Raw genomic sequence first — 24,184 nt, forward strand, 5'->3', positions numbered from 1 at the left:
CTACCGGCAGTAGTCGGCCTCGGCCGCATCGACGAACACTTCAGCCAGCTGATCGGCGCTGGGGGGTGTTGTCGATGCGGCCGAGCCGTTTCCGGAGGTGACCATTGGTTCGCTTGCTCCGTTCAGCGATACCGCCCGCAGATTCGCGATGATCATCGCTCGATCCGTTCCGGCCGCGAGCTGCTGGCAGACGCCGTCACCGAGCGCCTGCAACATGTCGTCGGAAAAGGCGGGCGTGACCCCGGTAGACGCAAGCGCCGCCCGCAGCCGATCTGCCTCGTCTACCGGTTTTTCTGTCGGTGCGGCAGCAACAGCAGCGATGTCGTCGCTGCCGGCAGCAGCCGTCGAACTCGAATCATCCTCTGAGCAACCGGCTGTCACCGCCGCAAGCATCCCGACGCCGATCACCACGCGAGCGATCTTGCGGATGGGTGCGGCGGAACTTGCGGGCAGGCCAAGCACGAGGGGTCATTCCTTCAGTCGTCGACACAAATTGGAGTGACACCACCATTCGTGGTGTCACGCACGAACCTACTCCGTGATGCTCACGAATCGAAGGCCAACTCTGCTGCTTCGACGCCGTCGAGAACCGCGGGGAGCGACTCGACGTGAATGATGCCGAGCCTCTGGGTAGCGCGGGTCAATGCGACGTAGAGGTCGTTCATTCCGCGTGGTGACTCGTCGAGAATGTCGGCAGGTTCGACGATCAACACGGTGTCGAACTCGAGTCCCTTGACGTCCTTGACGGACAGGACGCTTACGGTGTCACTCGCTAGGCCCGCCAGATCGGCAACAACCTCGGAACCGGCGATCACTGCGGTGATACCGGGATGCGACTCGGACTCGATGCAACGGCGCACGGTCGATTCCAATTCTTCGGCCGTGGTCTTGAGCGCCCACGGCGCGAATCCGCTGTCGCGTACCGACCGGGGCACGGATTGCTCCGGGTCGATCTCTTCGAGCACACGGTGCGCGACATCCATGATCTCCGAGGGAGTTCGGTAGTTGACGGTCAGTTCGGTGAGCTTCCAGCGCTTGGCGACGTAAGGCTCGAGAATCTTCTGCCAGGACGAAGTTCCCGCGGGATCACCGGTCTGAGCTGTATCGCCGACCAACGTCATCCAGCGATTCGGTATGCGCCGCATCAGCATTCGCCACGCCATTTCGGAGAGCTCTTGGGCTTCGTCGACGATCACGTGACCGTAGGTCCAGGTTCGGTCGCCGGCAGCGCGTTCTGCCGTGGTCTGGCGCTGGCCCTGATCGTGGCGTTGGGCGAGTTGGCTGGCGTCGATCAAGTCGTACGCCATCAAGATCTCGGGATCCATCTCGTCTTCGAGATCCTGTGGTGCAGACCCGGTGAGGATGTCGAGGGCGCCCTGGGCGTCGGCGATCTGCGCGCGCCATTCACGTTGTGCGCGTTCGCGTTCGGCGGCGTCGTCGACGCCGAGAATCTCGGCCAGTTCGTCGAGCAGGGGAGCATCGGCCGCACTGAAACCCGGTCCGACGCTCTGCAGAAGCTCGTCGCGTTGGGCGTCGTCGAGTTGCGGCGCTGCCTTGGCCAACCTCGCCGGCGACGTCCACAGTTCCGCGAGGATTTGCTGCGGCGACAATTCGGGCCACAGCTTTCCGATGGCGGACATGATGTCAGGGTCCTCACGCATCTCGTCGCGAATGTCGGCGATGTCGTCCCGACTGAGGAGTGACCCACCGTCGACGAGGTTTCCGCCGATGAGTTCGGCCATCTGCAGTGCCAACGCCTCGATGACTGCTGCCACGAAGATCGGGCGCGCCAGGTTGTGTGGGCGACGCGACGACCGAGCACGCCCGCGCGCCTTCGTGACAGTCTTTCGATCCAGCTTCAAGTCGTACGTGTCGAATCGAAGGGTAATCGGCTTCGACGGAACTTCCTGCCGATCCCGGACGGCGTTCTTGAGCACGTCGAGGATCGCGAGGGAACCCTTGATCTCACCGGCGGCGAGGGAATCCGTACGAGTCGCACGCACTCCGGGGTACAGGTCCCCGATCGTCGAGAGTAGAACTCCGGTCTCACCGAGTGAAGGAAGGACCTGGCTGATGTAGTCGAGGAACGTCGCGTTCGGCCCGATGATGAGAACACCGGCCTTGGCCAGTTGCTGGCGGTAGGTGTAGAGCAAGAAGGCGGCACGGTGAAGGGCGACTGCGGTTTTGCCGGTACCCGGACCGCCCTGGACCACCAGAACGCTTTTGTGCTCGGAGCGGATGATGGCATCCTGCTCACTCTGAATGGTCTCGACGATGTCGTTCATCTGACCCGTACGCGCTGCGTTCAGAGCGTCCAGGAGTGCGCTCTCACCGGCGACGCCACCGGCTTCGGTCACCACGCCGGCGGCTCGGGCAGCGTCGAGGTCCAGGTATTCGTCGTTGATTCCGGTGACTGTTCGGCTCCGACTGCGGATATGGCGTCGTCGCTTGACGCCCTCAGGTGCCGCGGGCGTCGCCAGATAGAACGGGCGTGCCATCGGAGCTCGCCAGTCGAGCAGTAGCGTTTCGTAGTCGTTGTCGGTGTCCAGAATTCCGAGTCGGCCGACGTAGCGTCGCTCGTCGTCGAAGTCGATGCGTCCGAAACACATTCCGTTCTCGGCTGCGTCGTACTTGGCGAGATCCTCGGTGTACATGGCATTGAAGGATTCGCGTTCACTGCGTGCTTGCGGGGTTCCGCCGGTCTCGAGGAGCACCGTGCTCAAGCGAGTTTGGGCATACTTTCGAAGATCGTCGAGACGGGAGTACAACATCGTCACGTACTGCTGCTCGAGCTCTTGCTCGTTCAGTGACGGGTCCGCGTCGGGCAAAGGATCTCCTAGGCTTGATGAGAAATTCACGCGCTGCAAAAGCGCCAAGACAGTCTAGTTCCCCCAGATGAACTGCCGCATAGATACAGGTCAGGCCACCCGAAGGTGGCCTGACCGTGTTTTCGGTGCACTCAGTGCGTCAATTCGTCCTTCTTGGCGCGAGCCTTTTCGAGCGCCTTCTCGGCGCGCTTTCGGGCACGCTTACCCAGCACCTCGGTCTGCTCCGACGCCGTTTCGGCCCACTCGTTGCTCTTCTCGAGGGCGAGTTCGGCGAACTCAGAGCTGCGCTTGCTCGCCAGCTCTGCCAGTTCGGCGCTGCGCTCGCGTGCGGTCTCGGCCAGTTCGGAGCCGCGCTTCTGCGCGACTTCGAGGATGTCCGGGCCGCGTTCCTTGGCGACCTCTCCGAATTCCGCGGCTCGCTTGCTCGCGATCTCCGCAAACTCGGAGCTGCGTTCCTTCGCAAGTTCGAGCCAATCCGTGCCGTGTGCCTTCGCGGTTTCGGCAAGCTCGGAACCGCGTTCGGAAGCCACCGACAGAGCATGCTCGACGCGATCGCTCGTGTGATCGGTCTGCGATGCGACCAATGGAAGTGCTGCGGCGATAGACGCCTGGGCTTTCTTCGCGGCGCGACGGCCGCGCCAGCCGAGCGACGGCTTGCCCTCGGTGTCGACGGAGGCGATCATCAGTCCGCCGAGCAAGCTGACGTTCTTGATGAAGTTTGTGCGCTGCATCGCTCGCAGTGACGGATCGGTTTCGTTCCAGAAGTCGTGACCGGCAAGCGTGGTCGGTACCAGGCTCCCCGCGAGCACCAACGACGCGAGCCGCGGCGCCTTGCCGGTGGCCAGCAGGGCACCGCCGCCGATCTGGACGGCGGCGTTGATCTTGACGAGTGTTTCCGGATCAGCAGGCACCTTCTGCGTCACTGCTCCTGGCAGCGTCTCGACGGATTTGTCGATCAGCGGTGACGCTTTGGCTGCTCGCTGAGCAGGGTTGCGCAAAGCATCGATTCCCCCGGCGATGAAGATCGTGGAAAGCAGTGGACGAGCAATTCGACGTACCAGCATGTTTCAAGCCTCCCGATGTAGGTTCGTTTTCCACCCTAGCGATCTCACAAGGAATTGGTCCGGTTCGGCGATCCCGGCACGCCTGACCCGGTTGACGGATTCCTGGTCGCCGAAACGCGCTGTACTGCGACGATGACTTCTCCACTGATCCGGACACACCGTTCTGAAGTATCCGTTACCGTTTGTCCGCTTACGGCGTGTTCGTGGTTGCCGCACGTGCGCACGTCGATGGTTCGGACGAAGCGCCCACTTAGTTGAGGCGCAAGGAATCGTGTCTGCAATAGATTGTGGGTCATATGGTGCACACTGTTTCTGTGGCGCAGTGGGACACATTAAGAGTGACATTGGTCGAGGTCAACGATTCGATTCATCTGACCTGGCAGGAACTTGAGTCAATCGTCGGTGAGCTACCGCCGTCTGCATCGAGGTACCGAGCTTGGTGGTCGGGCGATCGTCCTCACGTTCGAATGTGGCAACGAGCGGGGTTCAGCGTGGCCAGCCTGGAACTGGGGCAGGAAGTTACTTTTGTTCGTGCAGAACGAGTTCAAGCGGCTACTTCAACATCTGACCGGTATTCTCCGGCCGCGACTGTGCTGGCTTTGGGAGCCGGCACAGACAACAACGTCGCCCGGCCGGATCTCCTTCTTGTCACGTGTGTCAAGTCGAAGGGATCCGCGCCCGCCGCTGCCAAGGACTTGTATGTCTCGGCGCTGTTCAAAAAACAACGCGCGTATGCAGAAAGCAAGCGTGTTCCCTGGTTCGTCCTCTCCGCAGAGCACGGACCTGTGGCCCCAGATTCGTGGATTGCACCGTATGAGCGGTACTTGCCGGAAATGCCCGCCGCCTACCGCGCAGCGTGGGGATTGTGGACCGCGGAACGTCTCGAATTATTGGCGGGTCCCCTACAAGGCAAGGTCATCGAGATGCACGCGGGCGCTGCCTATGTCGACGCGGCGAAAGCGGCGCTGAGCTCCAAGGGAGCCACGGTGACTACTCCACTCGAAGGGCTCGCGTTGGGCGAGCGACTCGCGTGGTATTCGTCAGACCCGGAGGTGATCGATGAGTCTTACCACGGGTCGGGTGAATTCTTCCCGAGCGGCACCGCATCATTCGTCGCGATGCTGCTGGACGAGTCACGTTCGATCACCCCCTCTGAGTTGCTTGAGAGCAAGCGCGAGGAGCTACAGTCCCCTGGTCTCTATAGCTGGTGGGTTGACCAGGACGGCGCATCTGACCTGACTGATGGTCTCGAACTACTGGTCGAACCCGGACTGATCTACGCAGGACTGGCTGGTGCGACCCGATGGCCGAGTGGGAAGCGTTCGGCGAACACATTGTGGACTCGTGTCTGTGGCATGCACCTTGGCGGCAATCACGAATTCTCGACATTTCGAAAGACACTAGGGTCGATTCTCGCCCACGCCGCTGAAAGCCCACGAATCGATGAGGCGTATCTCACCTCGTGGATGAAGGAGCACCTAAAGGTCATCGCGATTCCTAGTGATGATCCCGACAATCTCGGATCCCTTGAGCACGATGTACTGGCAGATATCGACCCTCCGCTGAACCTGAAGGGGATGGCCATATCACCTGTACGTTCGCGGCTGAAAGAACTCCGACGCGACATCCGATAAACGCTCACATAAGACCAACCAAAACCTGACACTTCACCAACCGCGCTCGCGCCATTCCGCCAGGTGCGGGCGCTCGGCGCCGAGCGTCGTGTCCTTGCCATGCCCGGGGTAGACGACGGTCGCGTCGTCGTACCTTCCGAACAGCTTGTTTTCCACGTCGTCGAGCAGAGAAGTGAACTTCTCGGGGTCGGCGGTCTTGCCTACTCCGCCGGGGAAGAGTGAGTCGCCGGTGAAGAGGTGAACCTGTCTGCTCGGTTCGGTGAGAGCCAGCGCGATGGAGCCGGGCGTGTGGCCGGACAGGTGAATGACGTCGAGGCTCAAGTTGCCAACGGTCACCTTGTCGCCGTCTTCGAGGAGCACGTCCGGGGTGACGGGAAGGACCTCTGCGTCGAGGGGGTGCGCGGCGGTCGGCACCTTGGTTGCGGCGTGAACGTCTTCGAGGGCCAACCAGTGATCGCCGTGCTGGTGGGTGGTGACGATGGAATCGAAAACAGGTGCTTCCTGTTCGATGAGCGCGATGATCTTCTCGGCTTCGTTGGCCGCATCGATCAGGAGAGATTTCCCGGTCGTGGAACAGACGACGAGGTAAGTGTTGTTGTCCATGGGGCCGACCGACATCTTCGTGATGACGGCGCCTTCGACTGTGCGCCGCTGAGGGGCAGAATCGGGGGAGACCTGACCGGTGTAGGAGTCGTCGATCACGATGGGCTGATTCGTCATGAAACGCAGGCTACCTTCGAATAGGGGCAGGTAGAGCGATGGGCTCGCCTGGTGAGAAAAACGTGTCGGTGGCTCGGCCTACGATGACGATCGCTCGAGGACTCGCGTTTGCGAGGCCACTCGAGACTTCTCCGGGGGGACGGCCCCGGACGATTGACAATGAAGGGAATTGGTGTGGCGGATCGCCTGATCGTGCGGGGTGCGCGTGAGCACAATCTGCGAGGAGTCGATCTCGACCTCCCGCGAGACAGCCTGATCGTCTTCACCGGGTTGTCCGGCTCCGGCAAGTCCAGCCTCGCGTTCGACACGATCTTCGCCGAAGGTCAGCGCCGCTACGTCGAGTCGCTCTCGGCATACGCGCGTCAGTTCCTCGGTCAGATGGACAAGCCGGATGTGGACTTCATCGAGGGATTGTCTCCTGCGGTGTCGATCGACCAGAAGTCGACCAACCGCAACCCCCGTTCGACGGTGGGCACCATTACCGAGGTCTACGACTACCTCCGACTTCTCTATGCCCGCGCAGGTTCGGCGCACTGCCCGGTGTGTGGTGAGAAGATCGCACGTCAGACGCCCCAGCAGATCGTCGACCAGGTGCTCGAGATGGAAGAGGGCATCAAGTTCCAGGTCCTCGCACCGGTAGTCCGTACTCGTAAGGGCGAGTTCGTCGACCTTTTCGATCAGCTCAATACCCAGGGCTACTCGCGAGTGCGCGTCGACGGTGTCGTCCATTCGCTGGCGGATCCGCCGAAGCTCAAGAAGCAGGAAAAGCACGACATCGAAGTAGTGGTCGACCGATTGCAGGTCAAGGCGAGTTCGAAGCAGCGCCTGACCGACTCGGTCGAGACCGCACTTCGCTTGGCTGAAGGCATCGTGGTCCTCGACTTCGTCGACCGTGAAGAAAATGCACCTGATCGTGAGCGTCGTTTCTCCGAGAAGCTGGCCTGCCCGAATGGCCACGCACTCGCGATCGACGATCTCGAACCGCGCTCGTTCTCCTTCAACTCGCCCTACGGCGCCTGCCCGGAATGCACCGGCCTCGGTATCCGCAAGGAGGTCGACCCGGATCTGGTGGTTCCCGATCCCGACCTGAGTCTCGAAGACGGAGCGATCGCGCCGTGGTCGATGGGCCAGAGTTCGGAGTACTTCGGACGGTTGCTCTCCGGCCTCGGCGACATCCTCGGTTTCGACATGAAGACGCCGTGGAACAAGTTGCCGGCGAAGGCCCGTAAAGCAATCCTCGAAGGCAGCGAGGAGCAGGTTCACGTCCGGTACAAGAATCGGTACGGCCGTACCCGTTCTTACTACGCGGAGTTCGAAGGTGTGATGCCGTTCCTGCATCGCCGGCTCGAGCAGACCGAATCGGATCAGATGAAGGAACGGTACGACGGGTACATGCGCGACACGCCGTGCCCGGCGTGTGGTGGTGCTCGCCTGCGCCCGGAAATCCTGTCGGTAACTATCGCGGCGGGAGACTTCGGCAGTAAGTCCATCGCCGAGGTCTGTGAACTGTCGATCTCCGATTGCGCGGACTTCTTGAACAGCCTCACTCTCGGTTCGCGCGAAGAGGCGATTGCGGGTCAGGTCCTCAAGGAAGTTCAGGCACGACTCGGGTTCCTGCTCGACGTCGGCTTGGAATACCTTTCCCTCTCGCGTGCCGCTGGCACGTTGTCCGGTGGCGAGGCCCAGCGAATCCGCTTGGCAACGCAGATCGGTTCCGGACTCGTCGGCGTGCTGTATGTACTCGACGAGCCGTCCATCGGCCTGCATCAGCGTGACAATCGACGACTGATCGAAACCCTGACGCGCTTGCGCGACCTCGGCAACACGCTGATCGTCGTCGAGCACGACGAAGACACTATCCGCACGTCCGACTGGGTAGTCGACATCGGACCGTACGCCGGCGAGCACGGCGGCAAGGTCGTCCACAGCGGACCGTACGAAGAACTGCTGACGTGTGAAGAATCTCTGACCGGCGCCTACCTGTCAGGTCGTAGCTTCATCGAGGTTCCGGCCATTCGTCGGCCGGTGGATCGCAAACGCCAGGTCACGGTCGTCGGAGCTCGCGAGCACAATCTCGACGGCATCGACGTGAGTTTCCCGCTGGGTGTTCTCACCGCTGTCACCGGTGTCTCCGGTTCGGGCAAGTCGACGTTGGTCAACGACATTCTCGCGACCGTCATGGCGAACAAGCTCAACGGTGCACGCCAGGTGCCTGGCCGTCACACACGAATCAACGGACTCGATCAGCTGGACAAGCTCGTGCAGGTCGATCAGTCTCCGATCGGCCGGACTCCGCGATCGAATGCGGCGACGTACACCGGTGTGTTCGACAAGATTCGAACCCTGTTCGCGGCCACGACGGAAGCGAAAGTCCGCGGTTACCAGCCCGGCCGATTCTCGTTCAATGTCAAGGGTGGACGCTGCGAGGCGTGCTCCGGCGACGGAACCTTGAAGATCGAGATGAACTTCCTGCCGGACGTGTACGTGCCCTGCGAGGTATGCCACGGCGCTCGGTACAACCGCGAAACGCTCGAGGTCCACTACAAGGGCAAGTCGATCGCCGAGGTACTCGACATGCCTATCGAGGAAGCAGCCGAGTTCTTCCAGCCGGTCACCTCAATTCACCGGTACCTCAAGACGCTGGTCGACGTCGGCCTGGGCTATGTCCGACTGGGTCAGCCGGCTCCGACTCTGTCCGGTGGTGAAGCGCAGCGCGTCAAGCTCGCCGCCGAATTGCAGAAGCGGTCCACCGGTCGCACGGTGTACATCCTCGACGAGCCCACCACGGGTCTGCATTTCGAGGACATCCGAAAGCTCCTGATCGTGATCAACGGTCTGGTCGACAAGGGCAACAGCGTGATCGTGATCGAGCACAATCTCGACGTGATCAAGACGTCGGACTGGGTCGTCGACATGGGACCCGAGGGTGGATCCGGCGGCGGAACCGTTGTGGCGCAAGGTACGCCGGAAGACGTTGCCGCGGTCCCCGAGAGCTACACGGGCAAGTTCCTCAGTGAGGTTCTCACCGCACAGCACGCGCCGGTCAAGGCCAAGCCGATCACTAAGAAGCGTGCGACGAAGGCAGTTGCCGCAAAGAAGGCCGCGCCACGGAAGAAAGCCGCTTCCGTGAGCTAGTAGAACGTGAGCAAGTAGAAATCGGTCAGTGATGCCGGGTCGGAATCGACCCGGCATCACTGCTTTGTCGATCAGGAAGTGCTGGTCTCGAGAATTACGTTGGCGACCTCTTCGGGGCGCGACCACATCGGCCAATGGCCGGTCGGGAGGTCGACGTACGTCACGGGGAGTTTCGCCAGTTCGGCGGCCATCGGATGACCTCCGTCGGCCATCTGGGCGATCACCGCGGAGGGGAACGTGCTGCAAACGACGGTTGACGGCACCTGGTAGCGCTTTTCGTTCGTCAGGACAATCGGCTCACGCGCGGGCCCAGCCGGTTCGGGTACCGCGTTGGCGCGGAACGTCTCCAGAGCTTTCTCGTCGAGTCCTTCGAGGCTGCTGCCGTCCGCTTCGAGCTCTGCCCACGTGGGGAGCGGAATCTCGATGACATCGGAGGCCAGATCCGGTCGCAGCGCTGCGCCGTCGGGCATGGGGCCCGAGTCGACGTAGACGATCCGAGCGACGCGATCCGGGATGCGATCGGTGACGGCGTACCCCACCGGGCCAGCGCCGCTGTGTACGACCAAGACCGTGCGCTCGTCGGAGTCCGATACGGCGTCGACGACTGCACGGACGTGAGCGTCGAAGGTGACCGCTGATCGATCTGTGTCTACTGCGTCGAGCCCGGGCAGTGTCAGGCTGGTCACGCGGGTGTCGGAACGTTCGAGGTGTGGGAGTACTGCATCCCAAGCCCATGAACCGAGCCAGAATCCGGGAACAAGAACGATGTGAGTTTTCATGTACTCACAGTGCACCCGGGTTGGTGACAACAGAGTGTCACCAATTATGTCACCGTTTGGTATCGGAATCTGAGACACTGGTGAACGTGAATCGAGCTGCGAGATTGCATGCTCTCGTCGAGGAACTTCGGCGACAGGGCGATCGAGGGACTACGTGCTCCCGATTGTCCGAGGAATTCGGTGTCACCACCCGGACGATCAAGAGGGATATCGAGACGCTGATGATGTCGGGTGCGGCGATCGAAGCGCGCTCAGGCCCCGGGGGTGGTTACCGACTCGTAGGTCGCGCCACGCTACCGCCGGTGAATTTCACTGTTCCGCAAGCAGTTTCGATCGCGTTGGCCTTGACGGCGATGGGTGATGCTCCGTTTGCGCCGGATGGACGAGCAGCGCTGGCGAAACTGCTCGATGTGATGGACGAGGAGAGTCGTCGCAAGGTCGCGGAGCTCGGTGGCCGCGTGTGGATTCGCGGTGACGGCGGGGCTCTGACGGATTCGCGCGCGAACCGGCAGGCCGTCGAGCAAGGTCTCGAGCAGAGTCGCGTCGTGTCGTTGCACTACGTGGATGGGGACGGTGCGGAGACGGTGCGGGCAGTTGAGCCGCACATTCTGGCGCAGGACCGTGGGCAGTGGTTTCTCATCGGCTGGTGTCGCCAGCGCGACGCGGTGCGGTGGTTTCGACTCGATCGAATGCGTCGGGCCACGCTGACGAACGATCACTTCACACCACGCGATTCGACCGTCTTCGGGCAACCGCCCGAAGACGCTCGGCCTGTTTCTCCCCGTAGGTGAGTGACTCAGTCGATCATGTTGCGGGCTGCGGCAACGGAATCCGTGATCAGTTCGGTCAGGGCCGTCATATCGACGTCGCTCAGCCGTTTGACGTACAGGCAGCCCTTGCCGATTTTGTGCTTGCCGAGGCGAGCGAGCGTGTCGGTGTAGTCGTCGAAGTTCAGCGACAAGTACAACGTGAGCGCGGTGGCCCTGGGGGAGAACCCGATCAGTGGGGTGTCACCTTCGTGGCCACTCGCATATCGGTAGTGCCGTGCCCCGAATCCGATGATGCTCGAGCCCCACATGACAGCAGGCTCGCCGGTTGCGGCCGACAGCAGGGAGATCAGCTCCACGGCGTCGGCGCGTTTGCGGTCGTCGACGCGTGAAATGAATGCGTCGACGTCCTCGGGCGTCGGTTGAGTCTTGTTGGCGGTTGCCAACTCAGTAGACCGGACCGGTGAACTTCTCGCCCGGTCCCTTTCCTGGCTCGTCCGGGTGCGAGGACGCCTCACGGAATGCGCGCTGCAGGGCTTGGAGGCCTTCACGGATGGGTCCGGCATGAGGGCCGAGGTATTCGACCGACGCAGTCACGAGTCCGGCAAGTGCCGTGATGACGCGACGCGCTTCGTCGAGGTCCAGGTAGGGGCTGGAAGACGGATCGGCGTCGGAGAGGCCGAGTTTTTCGGCAGCCGAACTCATCAGCATCACTGCAGCGCGGCTGATGACCTCGACCGCGGGAACTTCGGAGAGTTCGCGGACGTCGGGGTTCGCGCCGTCGGTGTTCTGTTCTGCCTCGAAGTTCTCACTCATGGATGTAAGGATTCCATCAGGCCGTGACGGTGTTGAATCGGGCCTCTCCCGGCAGCACTGGGAGCGGCACCGATTTCTTTCATCTGTGGCGACCTGTTACTCTTGTTGCAACGACCGCCTCCGACTTGTTCGGGGGCAGCAAGTGGAGTCCGACTCCCACCTCTGCACGGCAGGTGAAACTGCAGTTCAGTGGTTCCGGTCACCTGTTATCGGAGATCATTCTTCGTCAGGTTCCTCGCTCAGTCGAGGAGATAGGTTTCGGCGTGAGCTGGATCCTATGTGATCGGTCGACATCGGGCCCCGCGGATGAGCAATCATCACAGCGGGGCTTTTTTGTTGGGGTGCGGGCGGTACGGGCTGCGTGCGGTCATGAAGACCGCACCGTTCAACCTAGGAGGCCCCATCAGCACTGAGACCCGCATCAACGATCGTATCCGCGTTCCCGAGGTTCGTTTGGTCGGACCTGGCGGCGAACAGGTAGGCATCGTGCGTGTTGAAGATGCACTCCGCTTGGCCCTTGAGGCCGACCTCGACCTGGTCGAGGTAGCTCCTGACGCCCGTCCACCGGTCTGCAAGATCATGGACTACGGCAAGTTCAAGTACGAGGCTGCACAGAAGGCACGTGAGTCACGTAAGAACCAGCAGCTGACGGTCATCAAGGAGCAGAAGCTCCGACCCAAGATCGACGACCACGACTACGAGACCAAGAAGCGCAACGTCGTTCGCTTCCTCGAAGCCGGTTCCAAGGTCAAGGTCACGATCATGTTCCGCGGACGTGAGCAGTCACGCCCCGAACTCGGCTACCGCCTTCTGCAGCGTCTGGGAGCAGACGTCGCAGATCTCGGATTCGTCGAAACCTCGGCAAAGCAGGACGGCCGAAACATGACGATGGTCCTGGCACCGCACAAGGGCGCCAAGACTCGTGTCAAGGCGCAGGAGAGCGCTCAGGCGCCAGTGGCTCAGGCTGCTCCGCGTCCGGCTCCGGCCGCACCGGCTTCCAGTGAAGCAGCTCCGGAAGCACCGGCGACCGGCGATGCCGCTCCCGAGGCTCCGGCCAGCTAGTCGATTTCCCAAGATCCACCACGTAACAAGAACTGAGGACTCCATGCCCAAGATGAAGAGCCACAGCGGCGCCTCGAAGCGATTCAAGGTGTCCGGCAGCGGAAAGCTCATGCGCCAGAAGGCCGGCCGTCGCCACCTTCTCGAGCACAAGTCCAGCAGGGTTACCCGTCGTCTCGACGGTGTCGCTGTTGTCAGCCCTGACGACGCTCCGCGCATCAAGCGCATGCTCGGCATCTGAGTCGCCCCCTTACTGACCACCCGGGGCCGTACTTTCAGCCCCTAGATTGACAGGATTTTTCAAGTGGCACGCGTAAAGAGGGCGGTCAACGCCCAGAAGAAGCGTCGTTCAATTCTTGCTGCATCCAGCGGCTACCGTGGACAGCGTTCGCGTCTGTACACCAAGGCCAAGGAGCAGCAGCTCCACTCGCTCACCTACGCGTACCGCGACCGTCGTGCGCGCAAGGGCGAGTTCCGCAAGCTGTGGATCACGCGTATCAACGCTGCAGCTCGTGCAAACGACATCACGTACAACCGCCTCATCCAGGGCCTGCGTCTGGCAGAGGTCGACGTCGACCGCAAGATCCTGGCCGAGCTCGCTGTCTCCGATGCCGAGGCCTTTGCCGGCCTGGTCGCACTCGCGAAGGCCGCTTTGCCGGCTGACGTGAACGCTCCTGCCGGAGAAGCAGCCTGATTCACGCATCACAGCAACGGCCCGTGGACCCGCTCACCGAGCGGACTCCGCGGGTCGTTTCTGCTGTCAAGCTCCTGCGCACAGCAGAACGACGCAAAGCAGGACGTTTCCTCGTCGAGGGCGAGAACTCGGTCACCGAACTGTTGAACGGTGCACTCTCGAATGGCGAGGCCCGCCCGGTACACGACCTCTTCTACACCGAGGACGCAGCCGAGCGCTATCAGCACGTCATCGATCGGGCGCAGACCGCTGGAGTTCGTGTTGCTCTTGTGACCGATCGAGCAATCAAAGCTCTGAGCGATACCGTCACGCCACCCGGTCTCGTTGCCGTCAGCGATCTACTGGACGTACCGCTGAGCGCAGCCGTCCATCAGGAGACCCGCCTGCTCGCAGTGCCTGTCGAGGTCAACGAACCAGGTAACGCGGGCACCGTCATTCGCATCGCCGACGCAGTGGGTGCCGATGCGGCAATCCTCGCCGGCGACAGCGTCGATCCGCATAACGGCAAGGTCGTTCGTTCGTCGGCGGGCAGCCTGTTTCACCTGCCAGTCGTCCGCGATCGAGACACAGTGTCGGTGATCGAGCAGATTCGCGCAGCCGGCATTCAGATTCTCGCGACTGCAGCTGACGGCGAGGTCGATCTCGACGAGGCCGACGAGTTGCTGAGCAAGCCGACGGCCTGGCTGTTCGGTAACGAAGCGCACGGTCTCGATCCGGCGATCGCCGCGCAGGCTGATCATCGGGTCAGGATTCCGATCCATGGCCGCGCCGAAAGCTTGAACCTCGCGACAGCGGCGGCAATTTGCCTGTACGCAAGCGCGCGGGTGCAAAATCGCGCCACCGATCACGGCTGAAAACGCACGCGAAGACCTCACGGAATCCCATTTGCGGAAGCCTGAGACAATACAAGAGCAGAGACAATGCTCGAGCGAGTTCGAAAGCTCGCTCGCAGTACAAGAAGTAAGCAGTACAAGAAGCACGCAGTACGAGAAGTAAACCGAGAAGCGACAGGAGCGTCACAGCCGTGGCCAAAAATGAGGGCGCGACACCGCCGGAGGTCGACGCGAGTGTACTCACCGAAGAGGCGTTGACCGCTGCGGCTGAGAACGCCGAGAAGGCGCTGGCGGACGCCGCTGACCTGGATGCGCTGGCGCACGTCAAGGTGGAGCACCTGGGGGACAAGTCCCCGATCGCCCTCGCTCGCCGGGGACTCGGCAGCCTTCCGGGCAAGGAAAAGGCGGACGCCGGTAAGCGCGTCAACATCTTCCGCACTCGGATCAACAACGCGTACGACGCTCGTCGTGAGGTCCTCCTCGCCGAGCGTGACGCCGCGGTGTTGGTTGCCGAGGCAATCGACGTCACTCTGCCTTCCGATCGTCACCCCGTCGGGGCGCGTCACCCGATCAGCCTGATTTCCGAGCAGGTCGCCGACGTATTCGTCGCGATGGGTTGGGAAGTTGCCGAGGGTCCGGAGGTGGAGACCGAGCACTTCAACTTCGACGCGCTCAACTTCTTGCCGGATCACCCTGCCCGCACGATGCAGGACACCTTCCACCTGGCACCCGAGAACTCGCGCCAGGTGCTGCGTACCCACACCTCGCCGGTGCAGGTCCGCACCATGCTCTCGCGTGAGGTACCGATCTACGTGGTGTGCCCGGGCCGCACGTTCCGCACCGATGAACTCGATGCGACCCACACGCCTGTCTTCTCGCAGGTCGAAGGCCTGGCCGTCGACAAGGGCCTGACCATGGCCAACCTGCGCGGGACTCTCGACGCGTTCGCTCGTGCCCTTTTCGGCCCCGAGACGCGTACCCGTATGCGCCCCAACTACTTCCCGTTCACGGAACCGTCGGCCGAGGTCGATGTCTGGTTCGCGAACAAGAAGGGCGGCGCAGGCTGGGTCGAGTGGGGCGGCTGCGGCATGGTCAACCCGAACGTTCTGCGCGCCAGCGGTATCGATCCCGACGAGTACTCGGGTTTCGCATTCGGCATGGGCCTCGAGCGGACCCTGCAGTTCCGCAACGGTATCCCGGACATGCGCGACATCGTCGAGGGTGACGTGCGTTTCACGCTGCCCTTCGGTGTCGCAGGCTGACCGATCCGGTCCGCGGAACCTTCACAAAGACTTATCGACAAACGAGAGAGCTGAGCAGACGTGCGAGTAGCGCAATCCTGGCTGACCGAGATCCTGCAGCGGGCAACTCCGGACTGGGAGGTGACCCCGGAAGAGCTGGACGCCGGGTTCGTCCGGGTGGGACTCGAAGTCGAGGAACTCGACACACTCGAGGCGATCGACGGCCCGTTGGTCGTCGGCAAGGTCGTCTCCATCACCGAACTGACCGAGTTCAAGAAGCCGATCCGCTTCTGCCAGGTCGAGGTCGGCGAACCCGAGCCTCGCGGCATCGTCTGTGGCGCGCGTAATTTCAACGAGGGTGACCTCGTCGTCGTTGCGTTGCCCGGCGCGGTGCTGCCCGGCGGATTCGAAATCGCCACTCGCAAGACGTACGGCCAGGTGTCCGACGGCATGATCTGCTCCGTCTCGGAACTCGGTATCGGCAAAGACCATTCGGGCATCTTGGTGCTCGAGCCCGGTACCGCCGAACCCGGCGCGGACGGCAACGAGTTGCTCGGTCTCGGTGACACGATCATCGAACTGAACATCACCCCGGACCGTGGCTACTGCTTCTCGGTCCGCGGTCTCACGCGAGAACTCGCGTGCGGCTTCGATCTCGAATACGCCGATCCCGCTTCGGTTCCCGCTCACCCGGCTGAGGGTGAAGCCTGGCCGGTGCGCCTCGAACCGGAGTCCAAGGCTTCGCGTTTCGTGATGCGGAAGATCACGGGTATCGATCCGCAGGCAGTGAGCCCGTGGTGGCTGCAGCGTCGACTGCTGCTCTCGGGTGTTCGCCCGATCTCGCCGGCAGTCGACGTCACCAACTATGTGATGCTCGAACTCGGTCAGCCTCTGCACGCGTTCGATGCGACCGCAGTGCAGGGCGACCTGGTGGTCCGTCGCGCCAAGGCGGGGGAGAAGCTGACGACGCTCGACGACGTCGAACGCACGCTCGATCCCGAAGACGTTGTCATCGCCGACGATTCCGGAGTCATCTCGCTGGCTGCCGTCATGGGCGGCGCAACCACCGAGGTGGGAACGGCAACGACGGACATCCTCCTCGAAGGAGCTACCTGGGATCCGCTCGCAGTCTTCAAGACGGCGCGCCGGCACAAGCTGCCGAGTGAGGCGAGCAAGCGTTTCGAGCGCGTCGTCGATCCGGCAATTCCGCTCGCGGCCGTCGACCGCGCAGCCGCTCTGCTGGTCGAGATTGCCGGCGGACGGATCGAACCGGTCCTGACCGACGTGGGCGATGTCGCCCCTCGCGCTGCCATTCGCATGGATATCGACCTGCCCGACCGTGTCGCCGGAGTCACGTACCCCAACGGCACCGCAGCTCGCCGCCTCACCCAGGTTGGCTGCAACGTCGAGGTCGGCGTCAGCGAAGAAGGACACGGCCAGTTGGTCGCGACGCCGCCGTCGTGGCGTCCGGACCTGGTGCAGCCTGCGGACCTCGTCGAGGAAGTTCTTCGCCTCGAAGGTCTCGAGCAGATCCCGTCTGTGCTTCCCGCCGCTCCGGCCGGACGTGGGTTGACTCCGTCGCAGCGGCGAAAGCGCACCGTCTCGAAGGCCGTGGCTCACGCCGGTTACGTCGAGGTCCTTCCTCCGGTCTTCCTGCCGACGAACGTCTTCGACGTCTGGGGCCTCGACGCGGATGATCCGCGCCGCAACACCAGCAAGGTCCTCAACCCGCTCGAAGCCGATCGTCCGGAGTTGGCGACCACGCTGCTCCCGGGTCTGCTGGAGATCCTGGCTCGCAACGCTTCTCGCGGTCAGCGTGATCTGTCGCTGTACGGCATCGCGCAGGTCGTCCTGCCGGGCCCCGACACCAAGCCGGTGGATGCATTGCCGGTGGATCGTCGTCCGACGGACGAGCAGATCGCGAACCTGATCGCGTCGTTGCCGGCTCAGCCCGTGCACATCGCTGCAGTGTTGAGTGGTTTGCGTGAGCCGAGCGGCCCCTGGGGTCCTGGCCGTCAGGCCGAGGCTTCGGACACTTTTGCAGCCGTGCGGGTCATTGCAGCTGCAGCAGGCGTCGAGGTGGAACTGCGTGCGGCGCAGTACCTGCCGTGGCATCCCGGCCGTTGCGCCGAGGTTGTCGTTGACGGCAACGTAGTCGGTCATGCGGGCGAACTGCATCCGGCTGTTCTCGAGCGCGCGGGACTGCCCGCGCGCACCTGCGCACTGGAAATCGATCTCGACGCTTTGCCATTGGTCGAGAATCTGCCCGCTCCGCGCATTTCGCCGTTCCCCGCAGTGCTCCAGGACGTGGCAGTTGTAGTCGATCGCGACATTCCGGCAGCCAAGGTGCAGGAAGCTCTGCGTTCCGGCGGCGGTGAGCTTCTCGAAGACATCCGCCTCTTCGACGTCTTCGAGGGCGAGCAGGTCGGTGAAGGCCGCAAGTCGCTCGCGTTCGCATTGCGATTCCGTGGTGTCGACCGGACGCTGACCGAGGACGAGGCCAGTGCCGCGCGCGATGCAGCAGTGGAGGCGGCTTCCAAGGCTGTCGGTGCGCAGATGCGTGGCTGATTTCCTCAACTGATCACAGAGCCCACGACCGTTGCCGGTGGTCGTGGGCTCTGTCGTGTTATCGGCTTTTCGACTGAGGTGAATCGGAAAGCCACACATCTGGCGCAACGGTGTCCGTCCGTCGCCCTTGCTGGTCGAGCACGTGGCCGAGCAGTTTGCGCAAATACAGCACGATGGATCGTTCCGTGACGCAAAGACCCGGAATCTCCTTGCGCAGACGAGTTTCGAATGCATCGAGTTCTGCAGGAGAATGCAGCCACAACTGAACCACCAGGTTGTCGGCGCCGACCACAGCGAAGCAGTTTCGGACTTCCGGCGCTCGGCTCAGCACTCGTCCCGCCGTATCGAGAAGCTCGGGTTCGACGCGGCACCACAAAGTGGCGAGCACGGGAAGCCCGGCCAGCGGCCGCGCGAATTCACACCGCAGCGCCACCAACCCCGAAGACGTGAGCCGGTCGATCTGGCGTTTGCACGCAGCGGGACTGACACCGATCGCGTCGGCCAACTCCTTCATGGGAGTGCGCCCGTCGTAGGCGAGCATCGTGAGAACCTTGCGATCCTGTTCGGAAATGCCGGTCGGCCGAGCGCGCACGGCAGTACGGTTTTCGATGGTGGTCAGCACACCCTTCTCGGACGGTGCCAGCGCATTGAGTCTCCATCGGCCACCTTCGGTGAACCAGCGTGTGATGATCGAGGTTCGTGTCGCCAGTACACCGTCGATCGTTGCGACGTCTTCCGAGATGAAGCGCGACATCGACGCCAGATCCGCGGTACCGGCTGTGACGAGCAGATCTGCTCTGCCCGTTGATGCTTCGATGGTCACGGCGTGGGCCGAGCGAGTCAGCCGTGCCGCGACGGTGTCGAGAAGAGCAGGTGAGCAATCGATTTCGATGATCGCTGTGACGATGCTGCCCAGCACCTGTGGCCCTGGAGTGACCGTGACCCAGGCCAACGACGATTCGGAGAGTCGATTCCAACGACGGGCGAGAGTCGCGGCGTCGAGTTCGAGTGGTCCGGCCAACGAAAGCCACTTCGATCGCGGTGCGAGCTGGAGCGCATTGATTATCCTCAGATCGATTTCATCTATCCCGCGACCGTTGCCGGTATCTGGTGCGCTCATAACGTCATTATCCGGCATATTTCTGCAAGATTCGGACTATCTGCGACGCTCGACGGATGATCACAGAGGAGAAGTACGCGCTGATCGGAGCGGGCCCGTCTGGATTGGCCGGCGCGCGAAACCTCGATCGGGCCGGGATAGCGTTCGACGGCTTCGAGGGCCACGACGACGTCGGTGGGCTCTGGGACATCGACAACCCGCACAGCACCGTCTACGAGTCGGCGCACCTCATCTCTTCGAAGGGCACCACCGCATTCGCGGAGTTCCCGATGGCGGATTCGGTGGCCGACTACCCGAGCCACGTCGAACTTGCCGATTATTTCCGCGACTACGCCGATACTCACGATCTTCGCAGGCACTTTGCCTTCGGCACTACCGTCGCCGACGTTTCGCCGGTCGATTCGCTGTGGCAGGTCACCACGCGCAGTCGCAGCGGTGAGACAACAGTCGCGCGGTATCGAGGCGTGATCATCGCGAACGGAACGCTGTCGAAGCCGAACATGCCGACTTTCCGGGGCGACTTCACCGGCACGTTGATGCACACGAGCCAGTACCGCAGCGCCGAGATCTTCCGCGGGAAGAAGGTACTGGTCATCGGGGCGGGCAACAGTGGATGCGACATCGCCGTCGATGCCGTCCACCAGGCCGAGTGCGTCGACCTGAGCGTTCGGCGAGGCTACTACTTCGTCCCCAAGTATCTGTTCGGCCGACCCTCGGACACCTTGAATCAGGGAAAGCCGTTGCCGCCGTGGATCAAACAACGCGTCGACACCTTGGTACTCAAGCAGTTCACGGGTGATCCGGTGCGGTTCGGATTTCCGGCACCGGACTACAAGATCTACGAATCGCATCCGGTCGTGAACTCGTTGATCCTGCACCACATCGGGCACGGTGATGTGCACGTGCGCGCCGACGTCGACCGGTTCGAGGGGAAGACGGTGCGGTTTGTCGACGGATCGTCTGCCGACTACGACCTCGTTCTCTGCGCCACGGGGTATCACCTCGACTATCCCTTCATCGCGCGCGAGGACTTGGACTGGTCGGGCGCTGCCCCGGACCTGTTCCTCAACGTCGCGAGTCGCCGCCACGACAATCTCTTTGTTCTCGGCATGGTCGAAGCATCCGGTCTCGGGTGGCAGGGCCGTTTCGAGCAGGCCGAGTTGGTGGCCAAATTGATCACCGCACGTACCGAAGCCCCCGCCGCGGCGCGGGAATTCTCGGCGGCGGCGGCCGGTCCTCCTCCCGATCTGTCCGGGGGATACAAGTACCTGAAGTTGGGACGAATGGCCTACTACGTGAACAAGGACGCCTACCGATCGGCGATCAAGCGACACATCGGACTGCTTGATGCCGCTCTGACGAAGGGAGGACAGTGATGCCGATCGACGACGTGGTGCTCAACTTCAACCCGGGATCGTTGATTATCCTCAACGTGGTGCTGGCCGCGATCATGCTGGGGATCGCCCTCGACACTTCGGTCGACGACTTTCGTCGTGCGCTCACCAAACCCAAGGCGATGGCGGTGGGTATTGCTGCGCAGTTCGTGCTGTTGCCGGCAGTGACTTTTCTCCTGACGCTGATTCTCTCGCCGGCTCCGTCGGTAGCACTCGGCATGATCCTGGTGGCGTGCTGCCCGCCAGGGAACATCTCGAACGTCCTGACTCACCGGGCGGGCGGCGACGTCGCACTCTCGGTGTCCATGACGGCGGTGTCGAACGTCCTCGCGATCTTCCTCATGCCGCTCAATCTTGCGTTCTGGGGGAGCCGACGCCCGGAGACCGACGCTCTGTTGCAGTCCGTGAACCTGAATGCGCTCGAGATGGTCGCGCAAATCGCCCTGATCATCGGTGTGCCGTTCGTTCTCGGCATCTGGGCGGCACGAAGGTTTCCGGAGATCGCCGCGAAAGCGCAGCCTTGGGTGAAAAACGGTTCGTTGGTGGCGTTGTTGATCTTCATCGTCGCGGGGGTGTCGGGGAATGCGTCGTACTTCGTCGACTACATCGGGGTGGTACTGCTCGCGGTCTTCCTGCACGACACGGTTGCCCTCGCACTGGGATACTTCTGCGGCGCCGTCACCGGGTTGAACGAATACAGCCGTCGCGCCGTCTCTTTCGAGGTCGGCATCCGCAATGCCGGGCTGGGGCTTGGCCTGGTGTTCACGTTCTTCGACGGTCTCGGTGGCATGGCCGTCGTGGCCGGCTGGTGGGGGATCTGGGACATCATCGTCGGGTTGGCTCTGGCGACGATCTGGTCCAAGCGACGCGCCCGAAAGGCGGTACCGGCATGACCGTCGCACTCGTCACGGGCGGAAACGGGTTCCTGGGTACCGCTGTCATCGACGCACTGATCGCGCAGGGCATCACCGTCGTCTGTGTCGACCTCACGGTCAAGGACACGCCGGACGATCGCATCCGCCGCGTCAGGGCGGACGTCTGCGACCCCACAGAATTGGGGCGGGTGTTCGGTCAGTACCGACCGAACGTCGTGATCCACCTTGCGTCCATCGTGAATCCCGGCAAGAACACGACAGCAGAGCAGGAGTACCGCGTCGACGTCGACGGGACACGAAACGTGCTCGCGGCCTGCGTCGAACACGGGGTTGGACGGATCGTCGTGTCTTCGTCCGGAGCGGCGTACGGCTACCACTCCGACAACCCACCGTGGATCACCGAGGACGTACCTGTCCGAGGCAACGACGAATTCACATACAGTCGCCACAAACGCCTGGTCGAAGAGATGCTCGCCGAATATCGCGTCGAACACCCGGAGTTGGAACAGGTTGTCTTCCGGATCGGCACGATCTTGGGTGAGAGCGTCGACAATCAGATCACCGCGTTGTTCGATCGCCGCAAGCTGCTCAAGGTTGCCGGGAGCGACAGCCCCTTCGTCTTCGTCTGGCACACCGATGTCGCGGGCGCCTTTGCGGAGGCCGTGACCGGAAACCAAGTGGGCATCTTCAATGTCGCGGGCGACGGCGTGCTGACCGTCGACGAGTTGGCTTCCCGGATGGGCAAGAGCACGGTGACGCTTCCTGCATGGTTGTTGCGAGGCGTTCTACGCGTCGGACGGCGATTGGGCGTAACGGAACACGGTCCGGAGCGCGTCGGATTTCTCCAGTACCGACCGGTTCTCGACAATCGGCGGCTCAAGGAACAGTTCGGATACGTCCCCGAATATTCGAGCGAGGAAGCGTTTGCCGCGTATCTCGCGTCACGCTGACCCCTTCGACGGACGGTCGTGGAAGGATCGGAATTGTCCGTCGGCGTTTTCGAGAAGGGACTCACAGTGTCACGAAATGATGGGCCCGAACATGATGGGTCCGAGCACGATGGTTCCGTGCACCAGGTAGTCGAGGCCGCCAGTGCACTCGACGACAAGGACTTCCTCGCGGTCGTCCGCGCAGTGGTCGAGCGTCGTCCGAGTTTGTCGGTCCTTCTTTCCGTGGTGGACACCGCTGCCGCGAGCCTCGAGCCGCACCGTGTAGAGGACGACAACACGATCACCGACGCCGAAGAAGTCGAACTGCCCGACACCGTTGTGGAGGTCGACGAGATCATCGACGTCCCGGTGGTACTTGCGACCGACCCGAGAATTCCCGAACCCGACTACACCGAAGGGGGAGTCCCCACTTTCGACCGTGTTCGGGAGAAGATAGAGGGGCGCTTCGGTACTTCCATAGGTTCGGCCGAATTGGCACACGAGAGTCCTGCCGGAAAGTCCGTGGACGAGCAGTGGGACGAGCGCCAGAAGGCCGCAAAAGCCAAGCTCGAGGAGATCCGGCGATCCATGGGTAAGTAATTATGCATTCCGATGCACAATGATGCATACTGTGTGACATGACTGAAGGTGGTACGACCGAGAACACACGCAAGCCGATCAGAGTCGCCGTTGCCGGCGCCAGTGGGTACGCCGGTGGTGAGGTTCTGCGTCTGCTCCTCGGGCACCCCTCCTATGTCGACGGCAGTCTGGTGATCGGTTCGCTGACCGCCGGTGGCAACGCCGGTTCGACGCTCGGTGAGCATCATCCGCACTTGCTCCCACTCTCGTCGCGGGTACTCGAAGAGACCACTGTCGAAATCCTCTCGGGTCACGACGTCGTCTTCCTCGGTCTCCCGCACGGAAATTCGGCTCAGTACGCCAAGTTGCTACCCGAATCGACGGTCATCATCGACTGCGGCGCGGACTTCCGGCTGCAGGATTCCGCAGCCTGGGAGAAGTACTACAAGAGCACTCATGCCGGTACCTGGCCATACGGTCTTCCTGAATTGCCCGGTGCCCGTGAGAAATTGGTAGGCGCAACCCGCATTGCCGTTCCGGGCTGCTACCCGACGGCTGCGAGCCTCGCGCTGGCCCCCGCCGTTGCCGCGGGGATCGTGGAGTCGCACGTGAACGTGGTTGCGGTCAGTGGCACTTCGGGCGCCGGCCGGGCGCCGAAGGCCGATCTGCTGGGTTCCGAGGTCATGGGCTCCGTCCGTGCGTACGGTGTCGGAGGTGTCCATCGCCACACCCCTGAGATCATTCAGAATCTTTCGGCCGCAGGCGGCAAGGACATCAGTGTTTCCTTCACTCCAGTCCTCGCGCCCATGCCGCGCGGCATCCTCGCGACCTGCACGGCAGCCACCACGGCCACCGAAGAGCAAGCGCGTGAAATCTACGAAAAGGCATACAACGACGAGCCGTTCATCCACGTACTGCCTGCCGGAGTCTTCCCGCAGACCGGTGCCGTGATCGGATCCAACGCCGTACAGATCGGGGTCACCGTTGACGCCGACGCCGGTCAGCTCGTTGTCATCTCGGCAATCGACAATCTCACCAAGGGCACCGCCGGTGGCGCGGTGCAATCGATGAATCTCGCCCTTGGCCTACCCGAGACCGCAGGTCTCTCTACCGTGGGAGTAGCTCCGTGAGCACCGACAATCCGCAGCA

The 24,184-nt window shown here is 62.5% G+C and carries 22 protein-coding genes; 14 read left to right on the forward strand and 8 right to left on the reverse strand.

Features of this window, described 5'->3' with window-relative positions; all coding sequences use genetic code 11:
* The 3 genes from RhoBH5_RS27240 to RhoBH5_RS27250 all read right to left on the reverse strand — a co-directional run bounded on the left by RhoBH5_RS27240 (nucleotide 1) and on the right by RhoBH5_RS27250 (nucleotide 3,892).
* Nucleotides 1–462, reverse strand: coding sequence for a DUF732 domain-containing protein (locus RhoBH5_RS27240; RefSeq protein WP_007728747.1), 462 nt, complete (start codon nucleotides 460–462; stop codon nucleotides 1–3).
* A gap of 83 nt (nucleotides 463–545) precedes the next feature.
* Nucleotides 546–2,828 carry a HelD family protein gene (locus tag RhoBH5_RS27245; RefSeq protein ID WP_054187411.1) on the reverse strand — a complete coding sequence of 761 codons (2,283 nt, stop codon included), beginning with the start codon at nucleotides 2,826–2,828 and terminating at the stop codon, nucleotides 546–548.
* Between the two features lie 131 nt (nucleotides 2,829–2,959).
* The gene (locus RhoBH5_RS27250) at nucleotides 2,960–3,892 is read right to left on the reverse strand and encodes a DoxX family protein (protein WP_003944048.1); all 933 of its coding nucleotides are present in this window, start codon (nucleotides 3,890–3,892) and stop codon (nucleotides 2,960–2,962) included.
* 296 nt (nucleotides 3,893–4,188) lie between these two features.
* Here RhoBH5_RS27250 and RhoBH5_RS27255 point away from each other — a divergent pair, with 296 nt between their 5' ends.
* Nucleotides 4,189–5,526, forward strand: coding sequence for a DUF6884 domain-containing protein (locus tag RhoBH5_RS27255; RefSeq protein WP_439132125.1), 1,338 nt, complete (start codon nucleotides 4,189–4,191; stop codon nucleotides 5,524–5,526).
* Nucleotides 5,527–5,559: 33 nt separating this feature from the next.
* Here the strand turns inward: RhoBH5_RS27255 and RhoBH5_RS27260 are convergent, their stop codons facing one another.
* Nucleotides 5,560–6,246 carry an MBL fold metallo-hydrolase gene (locus RhoBH5_RS27260; RefSeq protein WP_270009016.1) on the reverse strand — a complete coding sequence of 229 codons (687 nt, stop codon included), beginning with the start codon at nucleotides 6,244–6,246 and terminating at the stop codon, nucleotides 5,560–5,562.
* Nucleotides 6,247–6,420: 174 nt separating this feature from the next.
* Here RhoBH5_RS27260 and uvrA point away from each other — a divergent pair, with 174 nt between their 5' ends.
* The gene (uvrA, locus tag RhoBH5_RS27265) at nucleotides 6,421–9,381 is read left to right on the forward strand and encodes an excinuclease ABC subunit UvrA (RefSeq protein ID WP_024487477.1); all 2,961 of its coding nucleotides are present in this window, start codon (nucleotides 6,421–6,423) and stop codon (nucleotides 9,379–9,381) included.
* 71 nt (nucleotides 9,382–9,452) lie between these two features.
* Here uvrA and RhoBH5_RS27270 read toward each other — a convergent pair whose 3' ends face one another.
* Nucleotides 9,453–10,160 carry an alpha/beta fold hydrolase gene (locus RhoBH5_RS27270; RefSeq protein ID WP_030536734.1) on the reverse strand — a complete coding sequence of 236 codons (708 nt, stop codon included), beginning with the start codon at nucleotides 10,158–10,160 and terminating at the stop codon, nucleotides 9,453–9,455.
* A gap of 80 nt (nucleotides 10,161–10,240) precedes the next feature.
* Here RhoBH5_RS27270 and RhoBH5_RS27275 point away from each other — a divergent pair, with 80 nt between their 5' ends.
* Nucleotides 10,241–10,951: a helix-turn-helix transcriptional regulator gene (locus RhoBH5_RS27275; protein ID WP_047270467.1), complete on the forward strand. Its 711-nt coding sequence runs from the start codon at nucleotides 10,241–10,243 to the stop codon at nucleotides 10,949–10,951.
* Between the two features lie 5 nt (nucleotides 10,952–10,956).
* Here the strand turns inward: RhoBH5_RS27275 and RhoBH5_RS27280 are convergent, their stop codons facing one another.
* Nucleotides 10,957–11,373, reverse strand: a complete 417-nt coding sequence (locus RhoBH5_RS27280; RefSeq protein WP_003944044.1) for a DUF1801 domain-containing protein — start codon at nucleotides 11,371–11,373, stop codon at nucleotides 10,957–10,959.
* A 1-nt stretch (nucleotide 11,374) separates the two neighbouring features.
* Nucleotides 11,375–11,743 (reverse strand): DUF1844 domain-containing protein, encoded by a 369-nt coding sequence (locus RhoBH5_RS27285; protein WP_007736262.1) that lies wholly within the window; start codon nucleotides 11,741–11,743, stop codon nucleotides 11,375–11,377.
* 369 nt (nucleotides 11,744–12,112) lie between these two features.
* On the opposite strand from RhoBH5_RS27285, the gene infC reads away from it, so the two are divergent.
* From infC to pheT, 6 genes are all read left to right on the forward strand, one after another.
* Nucleotides 12,113–12,805 (forward strand): translation initiation factor IF-3, encoded by a 693-nt coding sequence (gene infC / locus RhoBH5_RS27290; protein WP_003944008.1) that lies wholly within the window; start codon nucleotides 12,113–12,115, stop codon nucleotides 12,803–12,805.
* Nucleotides 12,806–12,848: 43 nt separating this feature from the next.
* Nucleotides 12,849–13,043 carry a 50S ribosomal protein L35 gene (gene rpmI, locus RhoBH5_RS27295; RefSeq protein WP_003944043.1) on the forward strand — a complete coding sequence of 65 codons (195 nt, stop codon included), beginning with the start codon at nucleotides 12,849–12,851 and terminating at the stop codon, nucleotides 13,041–13,043.
* Nucleotides 13,044–13,106: 63 nt separating this feature from the next.
* Nucleotides 13,107–13,496, forward strand: a complete 390-nt coding sequence (gene rplT / locus RhoBH5_RS27300; protein ID WP_003944011.1) for a 50S ribosomal protein L20 — start codon at nucleotides 13,107–13,109, stop codon at nucleotides 13,494–13,496.
* A 23-nt stretch (nucleotides 13,497–13,519) separates the two neighbouring features.
* Nucleotides 13,520–14,350, forward strand: coding sequence for a TrmH family RNA methyltransferase (locus RhoBH5_RS27305; RefSeq protein WP_161121471.1), 831 nt, complete (start codon nucleotides 13,520–13,522; stop codon nucleotides 14,348–14,350).
* Nucleotides 14,351–14,520: 170 nt separating this feature from the next.
* Complete coding sequence (gene pheS / locus RhoBH5_RS27310) at nucleotides 14,521–15,591, forward strand: phenylalanine--tRNA ligase subunit alpha (protein WP_003944109.1); 1,071 nt, start codon at nucleotides 14,521–14,523, stop codon at nucleotides 15,589–15,591.
* 60 nt (nucleotides 15,592–15,651) lie between these two features.
* Nucleotides 15,652–18,138 (forward strand): phenylalanine--tRNA ligase subunit beta, encoded by a 2,487-nt coding sequence (pheT, locus tag RhoBH5_RS27315; RefSeq protein ID WP_003944026.1) that lies wholly within the window; start codon nucleotides 15,652–15,654, stop codon nucleotides 18,136–18,138.
* A gap of 58 nt (nucleotides 18,139–18,196) precedes the next feature.
* Here pheT and RhoBH5_RS27320 read toward each other — a convergent pair whose 3' ends face one another.
* Nucleotides 18,197–19,258 (reverse strand): Lrp/AsnC family transcriptional regulator, encoded by a 1,062-nt coding sequence (locus tag RhoBH5_RS27320; RefSeq protein WP_058227018.1) that lies wholly within the window; start codon nucleotides 19,256–19,258, stop codon nucleotides 18,197–18,199.
* Nucleotides 19,259–19,314: 56 nt separating this feature from the next.
* Between RhoBH5_RS27320 and RhoBH5_RS27325 the strand changes: the two genes are divergently transcribed.
* From RhoBH5_RS27325 to argC, 5 genes are all read left to right on the forward strand, one after another.
* Entirely contained in the window at nucleotides 19,315–20,634 is a 1,320-nt protein-coding gene (locus RhoBH5_RS27325; protein WP_270009017.1) for a flavin-containing monooxygenase, read from the forward strand.
* The gene (locus RhoBH5_RS27330) at nucleotides 20,634–21,545 is read left to right on the forward strand and encodes a bile acid:sodium symporter family protein (protein WP_270009018.1); all 912 of its coding nucleotides are present in this window, start codon (nucleotides 20,634–20,636) and stop codon (nucleotides 21,543–21,545) included. The genes RhoBH5_RS27325 and RhoBH5_RS27330 overlap by 1 nt, the downstream gene beginning before the upstream one ends.
* On the forward strand, nucleotides 21,542–22,477 hold the full coding sequence (locus RhoBH5_RS27335; protein ID WP_270009019.1) for an SDR family oxidoreductase: 936 nt from the start codon (nucleotides 21,542–21,544) through the stop codon (nucleotides 22,475–22,477). The genes RhoBH5_RS27330 and RhoBH5_RS27335 overlap by 4 nt, the downstream gene beginning before the upstream one ends.
* 117 nt (nucleotides 22,478–22,594) lie before the next feature.
* Nucleotides 22,595–23,056 carry a hypothetical protein gene (locus tag RhoBH5_RS27340; protein WP_021344370.1) on the forward strand — a complete coding sequence of 154 codons (462 nt, stop codon included), beginning with the start codon at nucleotides 22,595–22,597 and terminating at the stop codon, nucleotides 23,054–23,056.
* A 38-nt stretch (nucleotides 23,057–23,094) separates the two neighbouring features.
* Nucleotides 23,095–24,165, forward strand: coding sequence for an N-acetyl-gamma-glutamyl-phosphate reductase (gene argC, locus RhoBH5_RS27345; RefSeq protein WP_230358709.1), 1,071 nt, complete (start codon nucleotides 23,095–23,097; stop codon nucleotides 24,163–24,165).
* Nucleotides 24,166–24,184 lie beyond the last annotated feature (19 nt).

The organism is Rhodococcus sp. BH5 (assembly GCF_027583855.1).
Classification (GTDB): domain Bacteria; phylum Actinomycetota; class Actinomycetes; order Mycobacteriales; family Mycobacteriaceae; genus Rhodococcus_F; species Rhodococcus_F qingshengii.